Source organism: Ruegeria sp. CDSC042, assembly GCF_059610745.1.
Map to the genome: position 1 here is coordinate 194,184 of NZ_JBXWOF010000004.1, position 15,690 is coordinate 209,873.

Annotated in this window: 17 protein-coding genes; 7 read left to right on the forward strand and 10 right to left on the reverse strand. The window is 57.6% G+C overall.

Annotation, left to right across the window (positions count from 1 at the left end; all coding sequences use genetic code 11):
* Nucleotides 1–67: 67 nt before the first annotated feature.
* Entirely contained in the window at nucleotides 68–505 is a 438-nt protein-coding gene (locus AC2FHX_RS10755) for a DMT family transporter (RefSeq protein WP_496701626.1), read from the forward strand.
* Here AC2FHX_RS10755 and AC2FHX_RS10760 read toward each other — a convergent pair.
* The 3 genes from AC2FHX_RS10760 to AC2FHX_RS10770 form a co-directional block, all read right to left on the reverse strand.
* A complete protein-coding gene (locus AC2FHX_RS10760) occupies nucleotides 489–1,175 on the reverse strand; it encodes an ABC transporter ATP-binding protein (protein ID WP_496701624.1) in 687 nt (228 codons plus the stop codon). The two genes, AC2FHX_RS10755 and AC2FHX_RS10760, sit on opposite strands and share 17 nt — an antisense overlap.
* Entirely contained in the window at nucleotides 1,168–2,463 is a 1,296-nt protein-coding gene (locus tag AC2FHX_RS10765; protein ID WP_271949481.1) for a lipoprotein-releasing ABC transporter permease subunit, read from the reverse strand. Before AC2FHX_RS10765 ends, AC2FHX_RS10760 begins: the two co-directional genes overlap by 8 nt.
* A gap of 63 nt (nucleotides 2,464–2,526) precedes the next feature.
* On the reverse strand, nucleotides 2,527–3,609 hold the full coding sequence (locus AC2FHX_RS10770; RefSeq protein ID WP_496701622.1) for a DUF6492 family protein: 1,083 nt from the start codon (nucleotides 3,607–3,609) through the stop codon (nucleotides 2,527–2,529).
* Between the two features lie 247 nt (nucleotides 3,610–3,856).
* Between AC2FHX_RS10770 and AC2FHX_RS10775 the strand changes: the two genes are divergently transcribed.
* Nucleotides 3,857–4,216 carry a hypothetical protein gene (locus AC2FHX_RS10775; protein ID WP_281972745.1) on the forward strand — a complete coding sequence of 120 codons (360 nt, stop codon included), beginning with the start codon at nucleotides 3,857–3,859 and terminating at the stop codon, nucleotides 4,214–4,216.
* Here AC2FHX_RS10775 and AC2FHX_RS10780 read toward each other — a convergent pair.
* Both AC2FHX_RS10780 and proS read right to left on the reverse strand, forming a co-directional pair.
* A complete protein-coding gene (locus AC2FHX_RS10780) occupies nucleotides 4,213–5,103 on the reverse strand; it encodes a glycosyltransferase family 2 protein (protein WP_496701620.1) in 891 nt (296 codons plus the stop codon). The two genes, AC2FHX_RS10775 and AC2FHX_RS10780, sit on opposite strands and share 4 nt — an antisense overlap.
* Entirely contained in the window at nucleotides 5,087–6,427 is a 1,341-nt protein-coding gene (proS, locus tag AC2FHX_RS10785; RefSeq protein WP_271949474.1) for a proline--tRNA ligase, read from the reverse strand. Before proS ends, AC2FHX_RS10780 begins: the two co-directional genes overlap by 17 nt.
* A gap of 167 nt (nucleotides 6,428–6,594) precedes the next feature.
* On the opposite strand from proS, the gene AC2FHX_RS10790 reads away from it, so the two are divergent.
* The 5 genes from AC2FHX_RS10790 (at nucleotide 6,595) to AC2FHX_RS10810 (ending at nucleotide 12,382) form a co-directional block, all read left to right on the forward strand.
* Nucleotides 6,595–7,959, forward strand: coding sequence for an FAD-dependent oxidoreductase (locus AC2FHX_RS10790; protein ID WP_496701618.1), 1,365 nt, complete (start codon nucleotides 6,595–6,597; stop codon nucleotides 7,957–7,959).
* Nucleotides 7,959–8,933 (forward strand): isopenicillin N synthase family dioxygenase, encoded by a 975-nt coding sequence (locus AC2FHX_RS10795; protein WP_496701617.1) that lies wholly within the window; start codon nucleotides 7,959–7,961, stop codon nucleotides 8,931–8,933. Before AC2FHX_RS10790 ends, AC2FHX_RS10795 begins: the two co-directional genes overlap by 1 nt.
* Before the next feature lie 91 nt (nucleotides 8,934–9,024).
* Nucleotides 9,025–10,098: an AI-2E family transporter gene (locus AC2FHX_RS10800; RefSeq protein WP_496690933.1), complete on the forward strand. Its 1,074-nt coding sequence runs from the start codon at nucleotides 9,025–9,027 to the stop codon at nucleotides 10,096–10,098.
* Entirely contained in the window at nucleotides 10,099–10,788 is a 690-nt protein-coding gene (locus AC2FHX_RS10805; RefSeq protein ID WP_281972741.1) for a P-loop NTPase family protein, read from the forward strand. It begins immediately after the preceding gene.
* 49 nt (nucleotides 10,789–10,837) lie between these two features.
* The gene (locus AC2FHX_RS10810; protein ID WP_271949467.1) at nucleotides 10,838–12,382 is read left to right on the forward strand and encodes a Ppx/GppA family phosphatase; all 1,545 of its coding nucleotides are present in this window, start codon (nucleotides 10,838–10,840) and stop codon (nucleotides 12,380–12,382) included.
* Between the two features lie 3 nt (nucleotides 12,383–12,385).
* Here AC2FHX_RS10810 and AC2FHX_RS10815 read toward each other — a convergent pair whose 3' ends face one another.
* Genes AC2FHX_RS10815 through AC2FHX_RS10835 form a run of 5 tightly spaced genes read right to left on the reverse strand, consistent with a single transcriptional unit; the run spans nucleotide 12,386 to nucleotide 15,617 of the window.
* The gene (locus AC2FHX_RS10815; RefSeq protein ID WP_271949466.1) at nucleotides 12,386–12,757 is read right to left on the reverse strand and encodes a hypothetical protein; all 372 of its coding nucleotides are present in this window, start codon (nucleotides 12,755–12,757) and stop codon (nucleotides 12,386–12,388) included.
* Between the two features lie 37 nt (nucleotides 12,758–12,794).
* Nucleotides 12,795–13,799, reverse strand: coding sequence for an endonuclease/exonuclease/phosphatase family protein (locus AC2FHX_RS10820; protein ID WP_496701615.1), 1,005 nt, complete (start codon nucleotides 13,797–13,799; stop codon nucleotides 12,795–12,797).
* 4 nt (nucleotides 13,800–13,803) lie between these two features.
* Nucleotides 13,804–14,484: a molecular chaperone DjiA gene (locus AC2FHX_RS10825; RefSeq protein ID WP_142636813.1), complete on the reverse strand. Its 681-nt coding sequence runs from the start codon at nucleotides 14,482–14,484 to the stop codon at nucleotides 13,804–13,806.
* 45 nt (nucleotides 14,485–14,529) lie between these two features.
* A complete protein-coding gene (locus AC2FHX_RS10830; RefSeq protein WP_271949461.1) occupies nucleotides 14,530–15,018 on the reverse strand; it encodes a GNAT family N-acetyltransferase in 489 nt (162 codons plus the stop codon).
* Nucleotides 15,015–15,617, reverse strand: coding sequence for a VOC family protein (locus AC2FHX_RS10835; protein WP_271949459.1), 603 nt, complete (start codon nucleotides 15,615–15,617; stop codon nucleotides 15,015–15,017). The genes AC2FHX_RS10830 and AC2FHX_RS10835 overlap by 4 nt, the downstream gene beginning before the upstream one ends.
* Nucleotides 15,618–15,690: the final 73 nt, after the last annotated feature.

Below are 15,690 nucleotides of genomic sequence, written 5' to 3' on the forward strand. Positions count from 1 at the left end.
TTTTCAGGCTTGCCCGTGCCTGGGCTTGGCGCAATGATCCAGATCAACGAGGCAATAGGAAAACCGCATGACACAATATGCTGCTATTATGCTTGTGGCTGGATTTGGGGTTCCGATCCTTGCCGCGTTGAATGCCGCATTGGGCAAATTGATCGGGTCGCCAACAACAGCGGCTGTGGTCCTGTTTGCGATAGCCTTTGCATCAAGTGCAGCCTTGATGGTGGTTTTTCCCGGCTTTGGCGCCCTTTCAAAAATTGCCGATGCCCCCAAGCACCTGCTTCTGGCCGGTGTGCTTGTCGCCTTTTATGTTCTGTCAATCACCCATGTTGCACCACATTTCGGGGTCGGCAACGCGGTGTTCTTTGTCCTTCTTGGGCAACTCGTCAGCACTGCAGCCATCGACCACTTCGGCTTGTTTGGCGCGCAGGTCACCCCGCTGACATGGGTTCGCGCAAGCGGTATCGCAGTGATGGCTGCAGGCGTTGCAATCACTCAACTGGCCTAAGCGCGCCTCCGTCCAGCCTCAGTGTTCGGTCCATCCGGGCGGCAAGCTGCATGTTATGTGTGGCGATCAGAGCCGAGAGCCCCTCGTCCCGCACCAAAGCCATCAATGCGTCAAAAACCTGATCCGAGGTTTCAGGGTCCAAATTGCCGGTCGGCTCATCCGCAAGAAGAACCCGAGGTTTGTTGGCCAATGCGCGGCAGAAGGCCACGCGTTGCTGCTCACCACCAGACAGGGCGGCCGGCCGGTGATCGGCGCGCGCAGCGACGCCGACATGATCCAGAAGGGACATCGCCCGGTCCTGGGCCGCTCTCTCGGACACGCCATTGGCCAGCTGCGGGAGGGTAATATTCTCCAACGCGGTGAATTCTGGCAACAGATGGTGAAACTGGTAGACAAAGCCGACATCCTGCCGCCGCAACGCAGTTCGCGTGCGATCACCTTTCCCGGTCACGTTCTGGCCTGCAATCTCAACCGATCCTGTGTCGGGTGTGTCCAACAATCCGGCAATATGCAACAGCGTCGACTTACCGGCACCAGAGGGCGCCACAAGAGCCACGGCCTCGCCCGCACGCAGGTCCAAATCGACACCGCGCAACACCTGAACTTCGCCCGGCGTGCCTTTGAGGTAGGTCTTGGTCAGACCGGCCAATCGCATCATTACATCACTCATAGCGCAGCGCCTCAACAGGGTTCAGCCGCGCCGCGCGACGGGCGGGGAAATAGGTGACCAGGAAGGACAAGCCCAGAGATAGGCCAACGGCCTTGAGCACATCCGAAAGATGCAGCTCGGCAGGCAGCGCATAGATGCCGCGGATGGACGGATCCCAAACCCCGCCCCCCATCACAAAGTTCACAAAACTGAAGATTGGGTCGATATAGATTGCAAAGAGACAGCCCAGCACCACGCCCAACGCAGTGCCGATGATCCCGGTAAACGCGCCGCAGATAAAGAACACGCGCAGGATCGAGCCTTCGCTCAGCCCGATGGTGCGTAGGATGCCGATGTCTCGGCCCTTGTTTTTCACCAGCATGATCAGACCCGAGACGATGTTCATCGCCGCGATCAGAACCAGGATCGACAAGATGATGAACATGACGTTGTCTTCCACTTCAAGCGCGCGGAGGAACCCGCCCGAGGCATCCTGCCATGTCCAGATCTGACTGCGCTCGCCTGCGGCTTCAAGGATCGGGATCAGGATCGGCGTCAGTTCTTCGGGGCGGTCAACCATAACTTCGATCTCATCAGCCACACCCTCGCGGTTGAAAAAACCCTGCGCCTGTTCGAAGGGCATATAGACCCGCGTCCGGTCGATGTCATAACGCCCAGCAGAAAACACATAGACCACCTGATAGGCATTCACCCGGGGAGAGGTGCCAAACGCGGTCTTCACCCCATTGGGCGAGGTCAGCTTGATGGTATCGCCCACCGTCGCCCCGATGCTACGCGCGACGCCTGAACCTATGGCAATGACGTCCTGGCCGTTCTGAAACATCGACAGATCACCAACCGCCTGTTCGCTTTCGGCGACACCGGGCAGTTCCAGCAAATCTTCGGGCTGGATGCCAAATACCTCAACCCCGCTGCTGCGGTCGCGATTGGTGATCAGAACCTGACCTTTCACCAAAGGTGCTGCACGCTGAACGCCCGGAACCTGAGCGATCCGGTCGGCCATGTCCGTATAATCCGCAATGGTGCGATCGACCTGCCCCTGCGCAGTGAACTCACCCGATGAATACACGGTCACATGGGCGTTAGCCCCCAGAATGGTTCCGACAAATTCGGACCGGAAACCGGACCTGACGGCCAATGTGGCGATCAGCGCAAACACTGCCAGGGTAATCCCGATCAGCGAAATCCATGTCATCACGCTGACGCCACCTTCAGCACGGCGCGCACGCAGGTATCGCCAAGCGATTTTCCACTCAAAAAGCGCAAATGGCGGTGGTGTCTTGGCCATGTCTGCTCCGCTGGTTTTGTTTTGTGGCGACCCTCTCGGCAATTCGACCGGGGGTCAAGCCGGTTATCCGCCCACTTCGACTTGCCCCGTCAAAGCAGCGGTTCTGTTCAAGGCGGCCTCGGCGATGGAACGATCGCAGATACCGCGGCTTTCCAGCTCGTGAAACACCCGGTTTCGAATGTCGGCGGGCAGCTTGTAAAGCGCTCTGTTATGCAAGCCTAGGGTCAAAGTTTCCGGATCGTCCAGCCGGGAAAGCTCATCGGTCAGTTTCTGCGCCGAAAAGGATGGCCACAGCCCTATGCTGGTGTTTCCCGAGGGTTCGAACCAAGGCGCAAAACCGGCTTCGGATTTCAGACAAAATGCATTCAACAACATAAACTCAGACGGGCGCCTGCGAGAGGCAAATAGCGACTGAACCGATCCGTGGCGCGCATTTATCTCTTGCAGCAGATTCAGGATCAGCGACCGGCGCACAGGATACGGCGTTGCGAAATTTGTTGTCTGCAGGCCGTCCGTTTCCGGGATCGACGCGCCCAGCGCATCAAAGCTCTGTTCCAGCCAGCGTCTATGATAATCGCTGTTCACACCGATAAACGGAATCCGCGCCGCACCACTGTCCGAGAAAAACTCGGCCTCCTGAAAGGGGCGCAGAAACAGGTTCTTGGTGTCCAGTATTACAATGTTTTCTGTCGAGGCAGCCCGAGCAGATCCCAATTTCAAAACTTGCTGTGTCCGGTATCCGTTGTTGCCACGCCATCCACCCTTGCGCGCGCCCGGAATGCGGTATCGGTTTTCGACCAATATCCTGTCCGAGATCGACCGGCGCGCGCATTGCCCAGGAGCCAGCAAAACGTCATCGCCGCTCAGGACTTCAACTTTGGGTCGCAATGGACCGTAAGAAGCCAAAATCGGTTCCACCATCGCGCGCAGTGCCGGTTCGTCCACATCGTTCATGATCACCCGGATCGAGCCGACCTGATCAGGGTCAACAAATCGGGCGAAAGACAATGCCTGCAATTCAAGCAAGGGGAAATCTTTGGAATAGACGACGGTTGTGAAGCTCAGCAAACCGTGGATCCTTTTGTGATTTTCGGCCCGTGTATCAGCAAATTCCAGGTGATCCAATTCCGCAAGAAATTCAACCATCGGCGAATCAGGTCGGGGTTTTTCAAAATACGGATGATTTCCACATGCCGCATTATACCCTTGGTTGTGAAGCCCTTCACAGACAGCACCGCATTGTTTCAGCTATGAAGTCAATGTGAGCATTCAGGGTGAAACTGCACTCAAAATGCAACATTTTAGGCGCAATATTATTTCGCTTTTTGATTATTTAAAGAAACTTTGTCACCCTACTTTGAGGGGGAATTCATTTCCAGAGCGGGGGTCGCTCATGAATATTCGTACTGAAACAGAACAACCGGGCGCAATTTCGGCCCGGAAACTATCTACAGAAATTGATTGCGAGACCGCAGCACTGCTGCGCGCGGCGATACGCCCGATATTTTCCGGTGCCGCAAGCTGGGGCAATCTGACGGATATCCTGAAAGATAAAGGGTACCATTTGGCGTTTCGACAGGGGCGGTTATGTATCACCGATCGCATGACTGGCGACCGTGTTTGCGGAATACGCTTTTTGGGGTTCGAATTTAAGGACCTAGTCAATCGCTTGGGCCGTCCGATCGTTGTTCCACGCGGATCCGAGGCTGATGGCGATCTGCTATCCGTCCGACCGACTGCGGCAGGTCACTAATAGCGCCGCCAAAACTGTACGGATCGGCGGGCCGTTTTCCATAGGCTATGGCGTGCCGCCAGTTTGATCCCCTCCGGGGTATCTGGGCGCCGCAGTAATTCGATCATCAGATTGGCAGGCATGTGTCCGCGGCGGTAGAACCGGAAGAAATCCTGTTGGGTCAGGGTCCGCGCTGCATTGAAACCTGAATAGAATTGAACCCAGACGCGGGCATAATCCTCGGCGGTTTTGACAATGTCGCTGGTTACGCCCCTGCCCCAGAACATGGAAACAGGCTCATCCGTGCGCTCGCCCTGATATCCGGCAGCGACAAGCCTCAGCATCAGGTCATAATCCGCAGCCACCCGAAACTGCGTGTCATGCCCGCCAAGCGCCTGAAACACATCCCGCCGCAGCAACACCGAATTATGGCAGAACGGCATCCGCTGCAGGATCGCTTTGAGCGACATGCGCTTTTCCCGACTTTCCGAACCGTCCTCGTATTTGCGCAGGGTCGAGCCATACAGGAAATCCGGTCGAGATTCCGCAAGCCGGTCGGCAAGGGTGTTCAAAATGCCATCCGATGCCAACGAGTCATCCGAGTTCAGGAACAGAAGATATTCACCCTGTGCAGCCTCGGCGCCTTTGTTCATGGCATCATACAGGCCAGTATCAGGCGCGCTGATCACGCGCGTTCGTGGTGCACCTGCCATCAGCTCTTCCAGAAACGCCACCGTGCCGTCATCCGATGCGCCATCCTGAATGATATGTTCGGCCCGGTCGCAACTCTGCCGGGCCATACAGGCTATGACTTCGCGGAAACTGTCCTGCCGCCCTTGGGACAGAAGGTTATATGTCGCCGTGATGACCGAGATCAGCGGCGAGTCGGTTTCAGGCGATGCGCTCATAAATCTCGGCGATCTTGGTGACGGCGGCTTCGGGGCTCAACTCTTCGCTTTCGCCTGTGCGGCGGCAAGTCAGTTCCACCACACCGTTCTTCAGGCCGCGCGGGCCGACTGTGATCCGCCAAGGCAGGCCGATCAAATCCATCGTGGCGAATTTACCGCCTGCCCGTTCGTTACGGTCATCATAAAGTGGCTCCAACCCCAGCACGGTCAGCGCGGCATAGAGTTTTTCACAGGCTGCGTCCGCTTCGTCATCGCCTTGTTTCAGGTTCACGATACCGCAATGGAACGGGGTCACGCCCTCTGGCCAGATGATGCCCTTGTCGTCATGGCTGGCTTCAATGATCGCGCCAACCAAGCGGCTGACACCGATGCCGTGGCTACCCATATGGACCGGAACCGGTTTGCCATCGGGGCCTTGAACGGTTGCCCCAAGAGGTTCGGAATATTTTGTGCCAAAATAGAAGATCTGGCCAACTTCGATCCCGCGCGCCACGCGGCGCCGATCTTCGGGCACCTGATTGAACAGCGCCTCGTCATGCGTCTCGTCGGTGCGGGCGTATTTTGAAGTGAACTCTTCCAGAATGGACTGACATTGACCACGGTCGTCATAGTCAATCTGACGGTCGCCAAAAGTCAGGTCGGTGACGGCGCTGTCATAGAATACCTCAGACTCGCCGGTTTCAGCCAAAACCAGGAATTCATGCGTATCGTCGCCACCGATTGGGCCGGAATCGGCGCGCATCGGGATCGCCTGCAAGCCCATGCGCTCATAGGTGCGCAGATATGTAACCAGGTGGCGGTTATAGGCGTGCAGCGCATCCTCTTTGGTCAAGTCGAAATTATAACCGTCCTTCATATAGAACTCGCGGCCCCGCATCACGCCGAAACGCGGACGGATTTCATCGCGGAATTTCCACTGGATCTGATAGAGCGTCAACGGCAGGTCCTTGTAACTACTGACATGACCCCGAAAAATGTCGGTCACCAGTTCCTCGGCAGTCGGGGTAAAAAGCATGTCCCGGTCATGCCGGTCTTTCATGCGCAACATTTCCTGGCCGTAGTCGTCATAACGTCCGGATTCGCGCCACAGATCTGCCGATTGCATGACAGGCATCTGAATGGCGATGTGACCCGCCCGCGCCTGTTCTTCGTGCACGATGTTTTCCAGCTTGCGCAGAACTTTGAACCCCAGCGGGAGCCAGGAATAGATCCCAGCAGCGGCCTGCTTGATCATGCCCGCGCGCAGCATCAGCCGGTGGCTGACGATCTGAGCCTCGGAGGGGTTTTCCTTGAGAACGGGCAGAAAGTAACGGCTGAGGCGCATGGCTTGACCTTTAGAGGTAAAATTCGACTTCAAAGGTGATTATGCCAAAGCCCCGCCGGGGGCAATCACGCATTGGGGTTTTACGACCACGGGCCTGTCGGTTTTTTGATTGACCCGCCAGTTAGCTGCATCAAATGTGGCGGCAATGTAAAGTCACCGAGGCGCCCATGCAGACCATTCAAGAACCCGCCCGTCAGATCCCGGTTGTGCACAGCACAGATATTCTTGTCGTAGGCTCTGGCCCTGCAGGTCTGGCCGCAGCGCTGGCGGCCGCACGGGCCGGGGCCGAAGTGTCGCTGGTCGACCGCTTCGGCTGCATGGGCGGCAATATCACCGCTGTCGGCGTTGAAGGCTTTGCCTGGTATCGCCACGAACAAACGGTTGAGGCTGGCGGCATCGGCATGGAGTTCGAAACCCGCGCCAAGGAAATGGGTGCGGCGGTGCCAGAAAGTCAGTCGCTGAGTTATGAGTTGGACAGCGAAGGGTTCAAATTGGTCGCCGACAAACTGATCGAAGAGGCCGGTGTGCATCCGATGCTGCACCGGCAATTCGTGGCTCCGATCATGGACGGCGAGCGGATCACCGGCATCATCACCGAATCCAAAGCCGGGCGCGAGGCGATACTGGCGAAGGTTGTCATTGACGCTACCGGGGACGCAGATGTCGCCCATCGCGCCGGTGCGCCCACGCACAAGACCGCGCGCGAAGACATGATGGCGGCCTCGGTCATGTTCCATCTGGCGGGCGTCGACAAGCGCGCCTTTATCGAAGGCGTCAAGGCCGACCCCCAGACCTATAAGGACTGGGGCGGTGGTGGCGAATGGAACATTGAGACCAGCGGTAAAGAGGACGACATGTACTCGCCCTTTGTGCACAAACCGTTCCAGCAGGCGATTGATCAGGGGCTGATCCCAGCACATCTGAACACCATCGCGGGCACTTGGGGCGCGATGCATGACACCGGTGAGCTGACCTATATGAACCTTATTCATCTGGCCGAGATCGATGGCACCGATCCCGACAGCATGACCCGCGGTGAGATCGAAGGGCGACGTCAGTCAATGCTCGCCATCGAGGCGCTGCGCCGGTTCATGCCCGGGTGTGAGAACGCCCGGCTGCGGAATTTCGGGATGACCATCGGCATTCGCGACACCCGCAAGATCGACGCGGTGTACAACATGACCGAGGATGATGCCCGCCATCAGGGCCGGTTCGAAGACACAATCGGCATCTACCCCGAATTCATCGACGGCTATGGCATTTTGATCCTGCCCACGACTGGTCGGTACATGCATATCCCCTATCGGTCGATGTTGCCCAAAGGGATCAGAGGCTTGCTGGTCGCGGGCCGGTCACATGGGGCGGACCGGGTTGCCCATGCGGCAACGCGCAACATGGCTTGCTGTGCGGTCATGGGTCAGGGCGCGGGGATTGCTGCGGCGCTTTCACTCAAAAGCAACCAAGACCTCGATAAATTGAACCTTGCCCCGGTGCATAAAGAACTGGCACGGCAAGGCGTGAGGATACGCTGATGGACCACATTCCAACAATCGACATTGCTCCGCTGGGTGATGCCAGCCACACCGATTTCAACGCAACCGTTCAGGCAGTCATGGATGCCTGCACCCGGATTGGGTTCCTGTCGATTACCGGCACCGGCGTTTCGCGGGACACCGTCAACAACATGCGCACTTGCGTCCGGGCGATTTTCGACATCGACGATGATGCGAAATGGGATCAGGCGATCACACGCGAGAATTATCGCGGTTTTATCCCGATGGGGTTTTTCACCCCGAATGACGGGTCAGGCAAAGCGGATAAATACGAAGGCTACAAGCTGCATTATCAGGTGGACCTGGATGCGCCCATCCGCCGAGATTGTGCCCTCTATGGCCCCAATATCTGGCCCCGCCATATTCCATGGGCACAGGCAGTGATTCTGGATTACTGGTCAAAGCTGGATGGTGTCGCGCATATGCTGCTGGGCGCGCTGGAGATGGGATTGAAGCTACCTGCGAACCAGCTGCGAGACGCGTTTCATGAGCCTATGACCAATATGTCCCTGCTGCACTATCCCCCTCAGGCCCCGGACGATACCGGCTATGGCATCCACCCGCATAAGGACACAGATGCGCTGACCATCATCGCCCCTGACCCGGTCGGCGGGCTTGAAGTTCAGACCCGCGATGGCGGCTGGATCACACCCGACTGCCCGCCGGGTGGATTTGTCGTCAATATCGGCGACATGCTAGAGCTTTGGTCGGGTGGCCGGTTGAAATCCACCCCTCACAGAGTGGTCAACCGATCGGGTCAGGAACGCTATTCCTTCCCGTATTTCACGGTGCCGCGGCATGATGTGGTTGTCGAACCGCTTTTGACGCCTCTGCCCGGCTTTGACCGTCCATCCGTTCATTGCGGCCATTGGTCTGCCGAAATCTGGCGCACCAACTGGCCCGACGAAACAGCCCATGACGCCACCCCTGAACTGGGCACGTTAAGCGACTAGCCCCGCGCGATTCTGGCGGGTCATGAAGCGCTTGCATCGTGGGGCCGCATACGCCAAGAACGTTTGCACGTGCCGAAACAAGGGGACAGCCATGGCTTTGCCGGTAAGAGATCAACTCAGGTACTGGGGCATCGCCGCAGTGGTTATTGTACTGCTGTTGTGGGCACTTGGCGATGTATTGCTGCCCTTTGTAATCGGTGGCGCGATTGCCTATTTCCTTGATCCTGTTGCGGATAGGCTTGAAAAGCTGGGCCTGTCCCGTATGGCCGCTACGGGGGTTATCACGGTTGTCGGCGTTTTGGGTTTCGTACTGCTTATCCTGATGGTCGTTCCGGCGCTGATCACCCAGTTGATCGACCTGGTCGAGGTTATGCCCAGCCTTCTCAAGCAGCTAAGAGGGTTTATCGAACAGCAATTCCCGTCGCTTTTGGACCGCGAATCCAACACGCACCAGTTTCTGGTGTCCTTGGGTGAGACGCTTCAGTCCAAAACTGGTGATGTCCTGCAATCTGTCGCTGCGTCGCTTGGATCAGCCATCAACGTGGTGGTTTTGCTGGTGATTGTCCCAGTAGTCACCGTCTACATGCTGTTGGACTGGGACCGCATGATTGCTCGTATCGCAGAGCTTTTGCCCCGCGACCACGCCCCCACCATCAAGCGGCTGGCTGGTGAGATTGACAGCGTTCTGGCCTCATTTGTACGTGGAATGGGCACAGTCTGCCTGATCCTGGGCACCTATTACGCCGTCGCGCTGATGGCCGTCGGACTGCAGTTCGGGCTGGTCGTTGGATTTATCGCCGGCTTAGTCACGTTTATCCCTTATCTGGGCGCCCTGATCGGGGGCTCACTGGCCATTGGTTTGGCACTGTTCCAGTTCTGGGGAGACTGGACGCAAATTGGGCTGGTCGCAGCGGTCTTTGCATTGGGTCAGGTGGCCGAGGGCAATTTTCTGACGCCAAAGCTCGTCGGCAGCTCGGTCGGGTTGCACCCGGTCTGGCTGTTGCTGGCATTGTCGGTCTTTGGCGCCCTGTTCGGATTTGTCGGGATGCTGATCGCGGTGCCGGTTGCTGCAGCACTTGGCGTTCTGGCGCGCTTTGCCACGTCGATCTATTTGGATAGCCGTCTGTATACTGGCCTTGTGGGTATGGACCAGGAAGACGATTGAATGGCCCTACAGCTGAGCTTTGATCTACCGGCCAAGACTGCGCTGGGGCGCGAGGATTTTTTCGTCTCGCCCGCAAATGCTCTGGCCGTGGCCATGATCTCGGCCACCTCATGGCCGGGGAATAAACTGGTGCTCAGCGGACCTGCTGGCGCGGGCAAGACACATCTGGCCCATGTGTGGGCGGCAGAGACCGGTGGTCGAATTGTGCAGGCCTCGCAGATCAAGCACGACGAGGTTCCTGACCTTGCCCAAACACCGATCGCGGTGGAAGATGTCCCCATGATTGCTGGCGATATCGACCAGCAGAAAACCCTATTCCATTTGCACAATCTTGTGTTGGCAGAAGGCCACGCCCTGTTGATGACCGGGCGCCTTGCGCCAAATTTCTGGCAGTTGCCCTTGCCTGACCTGCAAAGCAGGATCGAAGGCGCACATCACGTTGCGCTGGACCCGCCCGATGACGCGCTACTGGGCGCCGTGCTGGCCAAACTGTTCGTAGACCGACAGCTGAACCCCGGACCCGAGGTCATCGCTTACCTCGTCAAACATATGGATCGCCGTTTCGAAACCGCCGCCAGCACTGTGGCGCTGCTGGATCAACTGGCGCTGTCTGAGAAACGAGACATCACGCGGGCTCTGGCCGTACGAGTACTGAGTGCGGAACTGGAAGATGCCGAAACCAGCGATTGACCCGTCCCCGGTGATTTCGCATCTTAAGCCTGGAATATCTGGACGAGATATGGATCAAGCCGTAGATACCAACATTCCCGACTGGGGACCTTTCGGAAAGCCGTTGTTTGACAACCCCGAGGCCCGCGCCCTGTCGCGCGTCGGCGTTGTTGATGTAGGGTCGAACTCGGTCAGGATGGTGATCTTTGATGGTGCGGCGCGATCGCCTGCCTATTTCTACAATGAAAAAGTCATGTGCGAGCTTGGCGCGGGCCTGTCCGAGACCGGCCGCCTGAACCCGCTTGGCAGGATACGTGCCCTGGCTGCGTTGAAGCGTTTTTCCCGGCTGTCAGACGATCTGGGTCTGCCGGGGCTGCACGTCGTGGCCACCGCCGCCGTGCGAGAGGCCAAGGATGGCCCGGATTTCTGCGCCGAAGTTCACGCGCTAACCGGGTTGACGGTCTCGGTCATCGACGGCGGGGAAGAGGCACGCCTGTCCGCTCAGGGCGTTTTACTGGGCTGGCCCGGTGCATATGGTCTGATCTGTGATATCGGCGGGTCCTCGATGGAGCTGGCCGAGATCGGTGGTGGAGACGTTGGTCGTCGCCTGTCATCGGCCCTGGGTCCGCTGAAGCTGCGGGATATCAAGGGCGGTCGTCGCGCGCGCAAGGCGCAAATCAAGGAGACGATGGAAAACCTGCGCGACCAGATGGGCCCTCAGCGCGATCGTCTGTTTCTGGTGGGCGGAAGCTGGCGGGCCTTTGCAAGGCTCGACATGCTGCGCCGGGGATATCCCCTGAACGTGCTGCATGAATATCGGATGACGACAAAGCAGGTGCATCAGACCATCAAATTCATCGAAAAGGGTGACCCGGAAAAACTGCGCAGTCTGGCAGGCGTCTCGGGTTCTCGGATGGCGCTGATCCCTTATGCGATGGATGTGCTTGCGCGACTGGTGCGAACGTTCAAACCCAAGGACATTGCCGTTTCCAGCTATGGCATCCGCGAAGGCCTGCTTTACGAACAGATGCCACAAATCCTGCGCGATCGTGACCCTCTGATCGAAGCCAGCTATTTTTCCGAAGCCAAAGATGCCCGCCTGCCCGGGTTTGGCAAACATCTGTTCGAATTCGTCATGCCTCTGTTCAAATCCGCGCCGCCCGCGCGGGTCAGGCTGATCAAGGCTGCGTGTCTTTTGCACGATGTCAGTTGGCGCGCCCATCCGGATTACCGGGCTGAAACCTGCTTTGATTACGTAACTCGCGCCAACTTGGGCGGTTTAAAGCATTCCGAACGGGTTTATATCGGGCTGGCCCTGCAGCACAGGTATCGCAACAAGCGTGAAGGCAACCGGTTTACCCCTCTCTATGACTTGTTGGGCGAAAAAGATCAGGAACAGGCCGAAATTCTGGGCAAAGCCATGCGCTTTGGTGCAATGCTGTGGATGCAGAACGAAGCCACGATGGGCACGCTTCGGCTGTACCCTAAAAAACGTCAGCTAGAGCTGATTTTGCCAGAAGCCGCAGCCCCTCTCTTTAGCGAAGTGGCCGAAGCACGACTGAACTCATTGGCAAGCACGCTGAAATCCGAACCCCGCTTGATCATCAAAGGCTGACCCTCAGATATCAATCTCGCCTTCGGGTTCATTTTCGGGTTTTTCCGGCTCAAGCTCGGGCTCGGGCGGCTTTTTGCGGATAATGATATCCCCGTTCGGCAGGATTTCCGGAGCCTCATAAACACTCCAGTCCTGTACTTCGGCGGCCAGTTCCGCCAGGGCCGGTCCCATTTCCTCAAAAAACGACTGCATCGCGGGGCCGAATTGATCTGCCAGCCCCAACAAATCTTCAAGCGCGGGCTCCATTTCCTGACGCAGCCCTTCAAAGAACAACTCAGCCCCTTGTTCCATCAAGGATTTGCCTGTGTCGTCCTCTGCCTGTGCCGGAACGCCCATGGCCGCTGTGACCACGCATATTGAAATGAACTTTTTCATGCTTCAGATATAAGTCGCCCACGCCGGTGATGAAAGGTCACAGATCAATATCCAGCGTGACAGGGAAATGATCCGAGGCTGTCAGCAGCGCCTCGTGCAGGTCCCGCGAGGCATAGCATGCAGGGTCCTGGAAAGGATGCCATATGCGCCATTTCGGGCGCTTAACACGCAGCCCTTCGCTGATCATGACATAATCCAACAGCGCCTCAAGATGATCAGCCCTGTCGCGGCGCACAAAGCGCGCGGACGAGGGTAAGATTTCGGATTCAGCCTCATTTGCCATCACCGCATGCGGATCGAACAGACCGGTCTGCAACAGGATTTCGACAGATGAGCGCCCGAACAGGTTTTCAAACTCATCCAAGCCCGGCCCATCGTTGAGATCGCCCAAAAGGATGACATGCTCGTCAGCCGCAATATGCGCCTGTACTCGCCGCCCCAACCAGACAGCCTGTGCAAGCTGTTTGCGTCGATTGGCGATGGATATCCGGATCGCCTCATCGCGGCTTTCTGCCCCATGCGGGGCTTTGGATTTCAGATGCGCTCCGATCAGGCGGAACGTCCCCCCGCCTGACGTCTGCGCTAACAACTCCATTGGCGGCTTGGAAAAGCGCACATGATCCTCGGTTGCATCAATATCCAGGTCGATCTTGAAAACGCCATCAAAACGAGGGGCAGCCCCTTTTCCTTCCTTGTTTCCTTTGGGATCATGGCGCAATGACAGGATCTGAGGATCAAAAAGAAACGCAAGTTCCTGATGGGTATCGTTCGGAAACCCCATGATCGCGTTTCCTATGCGGAGATCGAACGCTTCGGCAAACCCTTGCAGCGCACGCACCGTGTTCTGCGTCTTACCAGTATTCGGAGCTTCAACAATCAGCACGGCATCCGCATCAATCGCCGTCAGCACTTTTGCGATGGCCTCGATCTGTTCAGCTTTGGTGACATTGTATCTGCCGGACCAGCTGTCATCTACGATCAAACGGTCTTGCCGGTCGAAGAGATTGGCGAACCATTCAATATTGTAGGTTGCCAATCGCATCGGTTCAGGCCTGCGCGCCTTTGATTTCATCCCAGGCGCGATTGATGTCGATCATCTTTTTTTCGGCCAGACGAATGGCCTCTTCCGGAACGCCTCGTGACATCATGGCGTCGGGATGAGTGTCGCGTACAAGTTGTCGCCAGACCTTACGAATGTCGGGCAGAGGCATATTCCGCGGCACACCCAGCACCGTATAGGGATCCTTTGGTGCATCCGGTACAAACCGTGCGCGTAAGGCCAGAAACTGAGCATCGGTCTGACCGAATATCCGGCTGACATCTTCCAGAAACTTATTTTCGTTGGGATGATAAAACCCGTCAGCCATTGCGATATGAAACAGCCCCTCCATCAGGTCGCACAAGGTGGTGCTGTCTTCTGCGAACATATAGGCAATTTTGCTGGCATATTCCTGATACCCGGCGACATCGGTGCGCGCCATGTCAAAGACTCGAGCTGCACCGGCCTCATCTTCGCGCGCGATCTGGAATACATCCCGAAAGGCAGTAACCTCGTCTCGCGTGACCTGCCCGTCGGCCTTGGCCATCTTAGCCCCCAGGGCGATGACCGCAATCGCAAAGGCGACCGAGCGTTCCGGCGGCGTGCGCAGTTTCTCGAACACGGCCGTCAGGCTTTCGCCCTGTGCAAGCGCGCTTAGCGCATCGGATATACGGGTCCAAATCGACATGAGCGCACCCTAACCCGCTCTGTCGCGACTGTCAGGTGCGACAGATCACTGCGGGGCAAGAATTTTCTGCATCAGCACAAGATCTAACCACTGACCGCATTTAAACCCCACCTCGGGCATCAGGCCCACTTGTGTAAATCCGGCAGCCGTATGGAAAGCGATGGCCGCAGGGTTGGCCGAGGAAATGCCCGCAATCAGAACATGAACATTGTCCATCTGTGCGCGGGCTTCCAAGGCCTGCAACAATGCGCGGCCTATCCCCTGGCCCCGCGCCTGCGGTGCCAACAGGATCGAGTGTTCACGCGTATGGGCATAGCCCGGCCCTGACCGAAACGCACCATAGGTTGCGAAGCCCAGAACAACGCCGTCACGCTCGGCCACCAGAAACGCCGCCCCCCTGGAGACGATATCCAAGGCAACGGCGTCATCGTTGCGCAAGTCAGTGGTGAATGTGATCAGCGTATCGCGGATGATCGCATTCCAGATCGCCGCAACAGCGGGTGCATCTTCTGGCTGGGCTTGCCGGATGTTCATTCCAATACCCGTACCCCGTGCGGTGTGTCGATTTCGGCACGCAACGCCGCCGGACCGCTGTCGAACTCAACTTGCCCCAACGGCCCCACCGCTTTGGCGAGATCCAGCGCATCAGGGTGATAGACGACTAGGCGGCGCAGCTGGCAGCCACTGTCGTTCAGCATGTTTGCCGGGTGAAGGTCACCCTGCCACTGGATCAGCGCCGGGAAAAGATTATCAAACGGCAGGCGCCCATTGGGAGGCACCGCCATGCGCCAACGCAGCGCGCCACGGTTTAGGTCGATCGGTTGGCCGACTCCGTCAGGAAAGACCGTCAGCGAGGCCTCGATATCCGGAACCTGGCAAATCCAGTTGGTCAGGCGGGGAGCGCCCTGAAACCGATCTAGATCGAACCAGCGGGTTCTTTGCGGATTGGGTGCATCGGGGTCAATCGCGATGGCTTCCAGATACAAACCGTCCCGCAGGCCCAACAACCGGTTATGAGTTCCGAATTTCTCGTGCTTGCCGCCATCATGCAAGGGTACGCCCAGCGCCTGTTCGACATGAGCCGAAGCCTGTTCAAGCGTTTCGCCAGCAACCGCCAAGTGATCAAGTAACACGGATGAGCCCCCCAGATGACATACGGCCAGACCGCAAGGGTCTGGCCGTATGTTTTCCTCAAAGGCGCTGGAT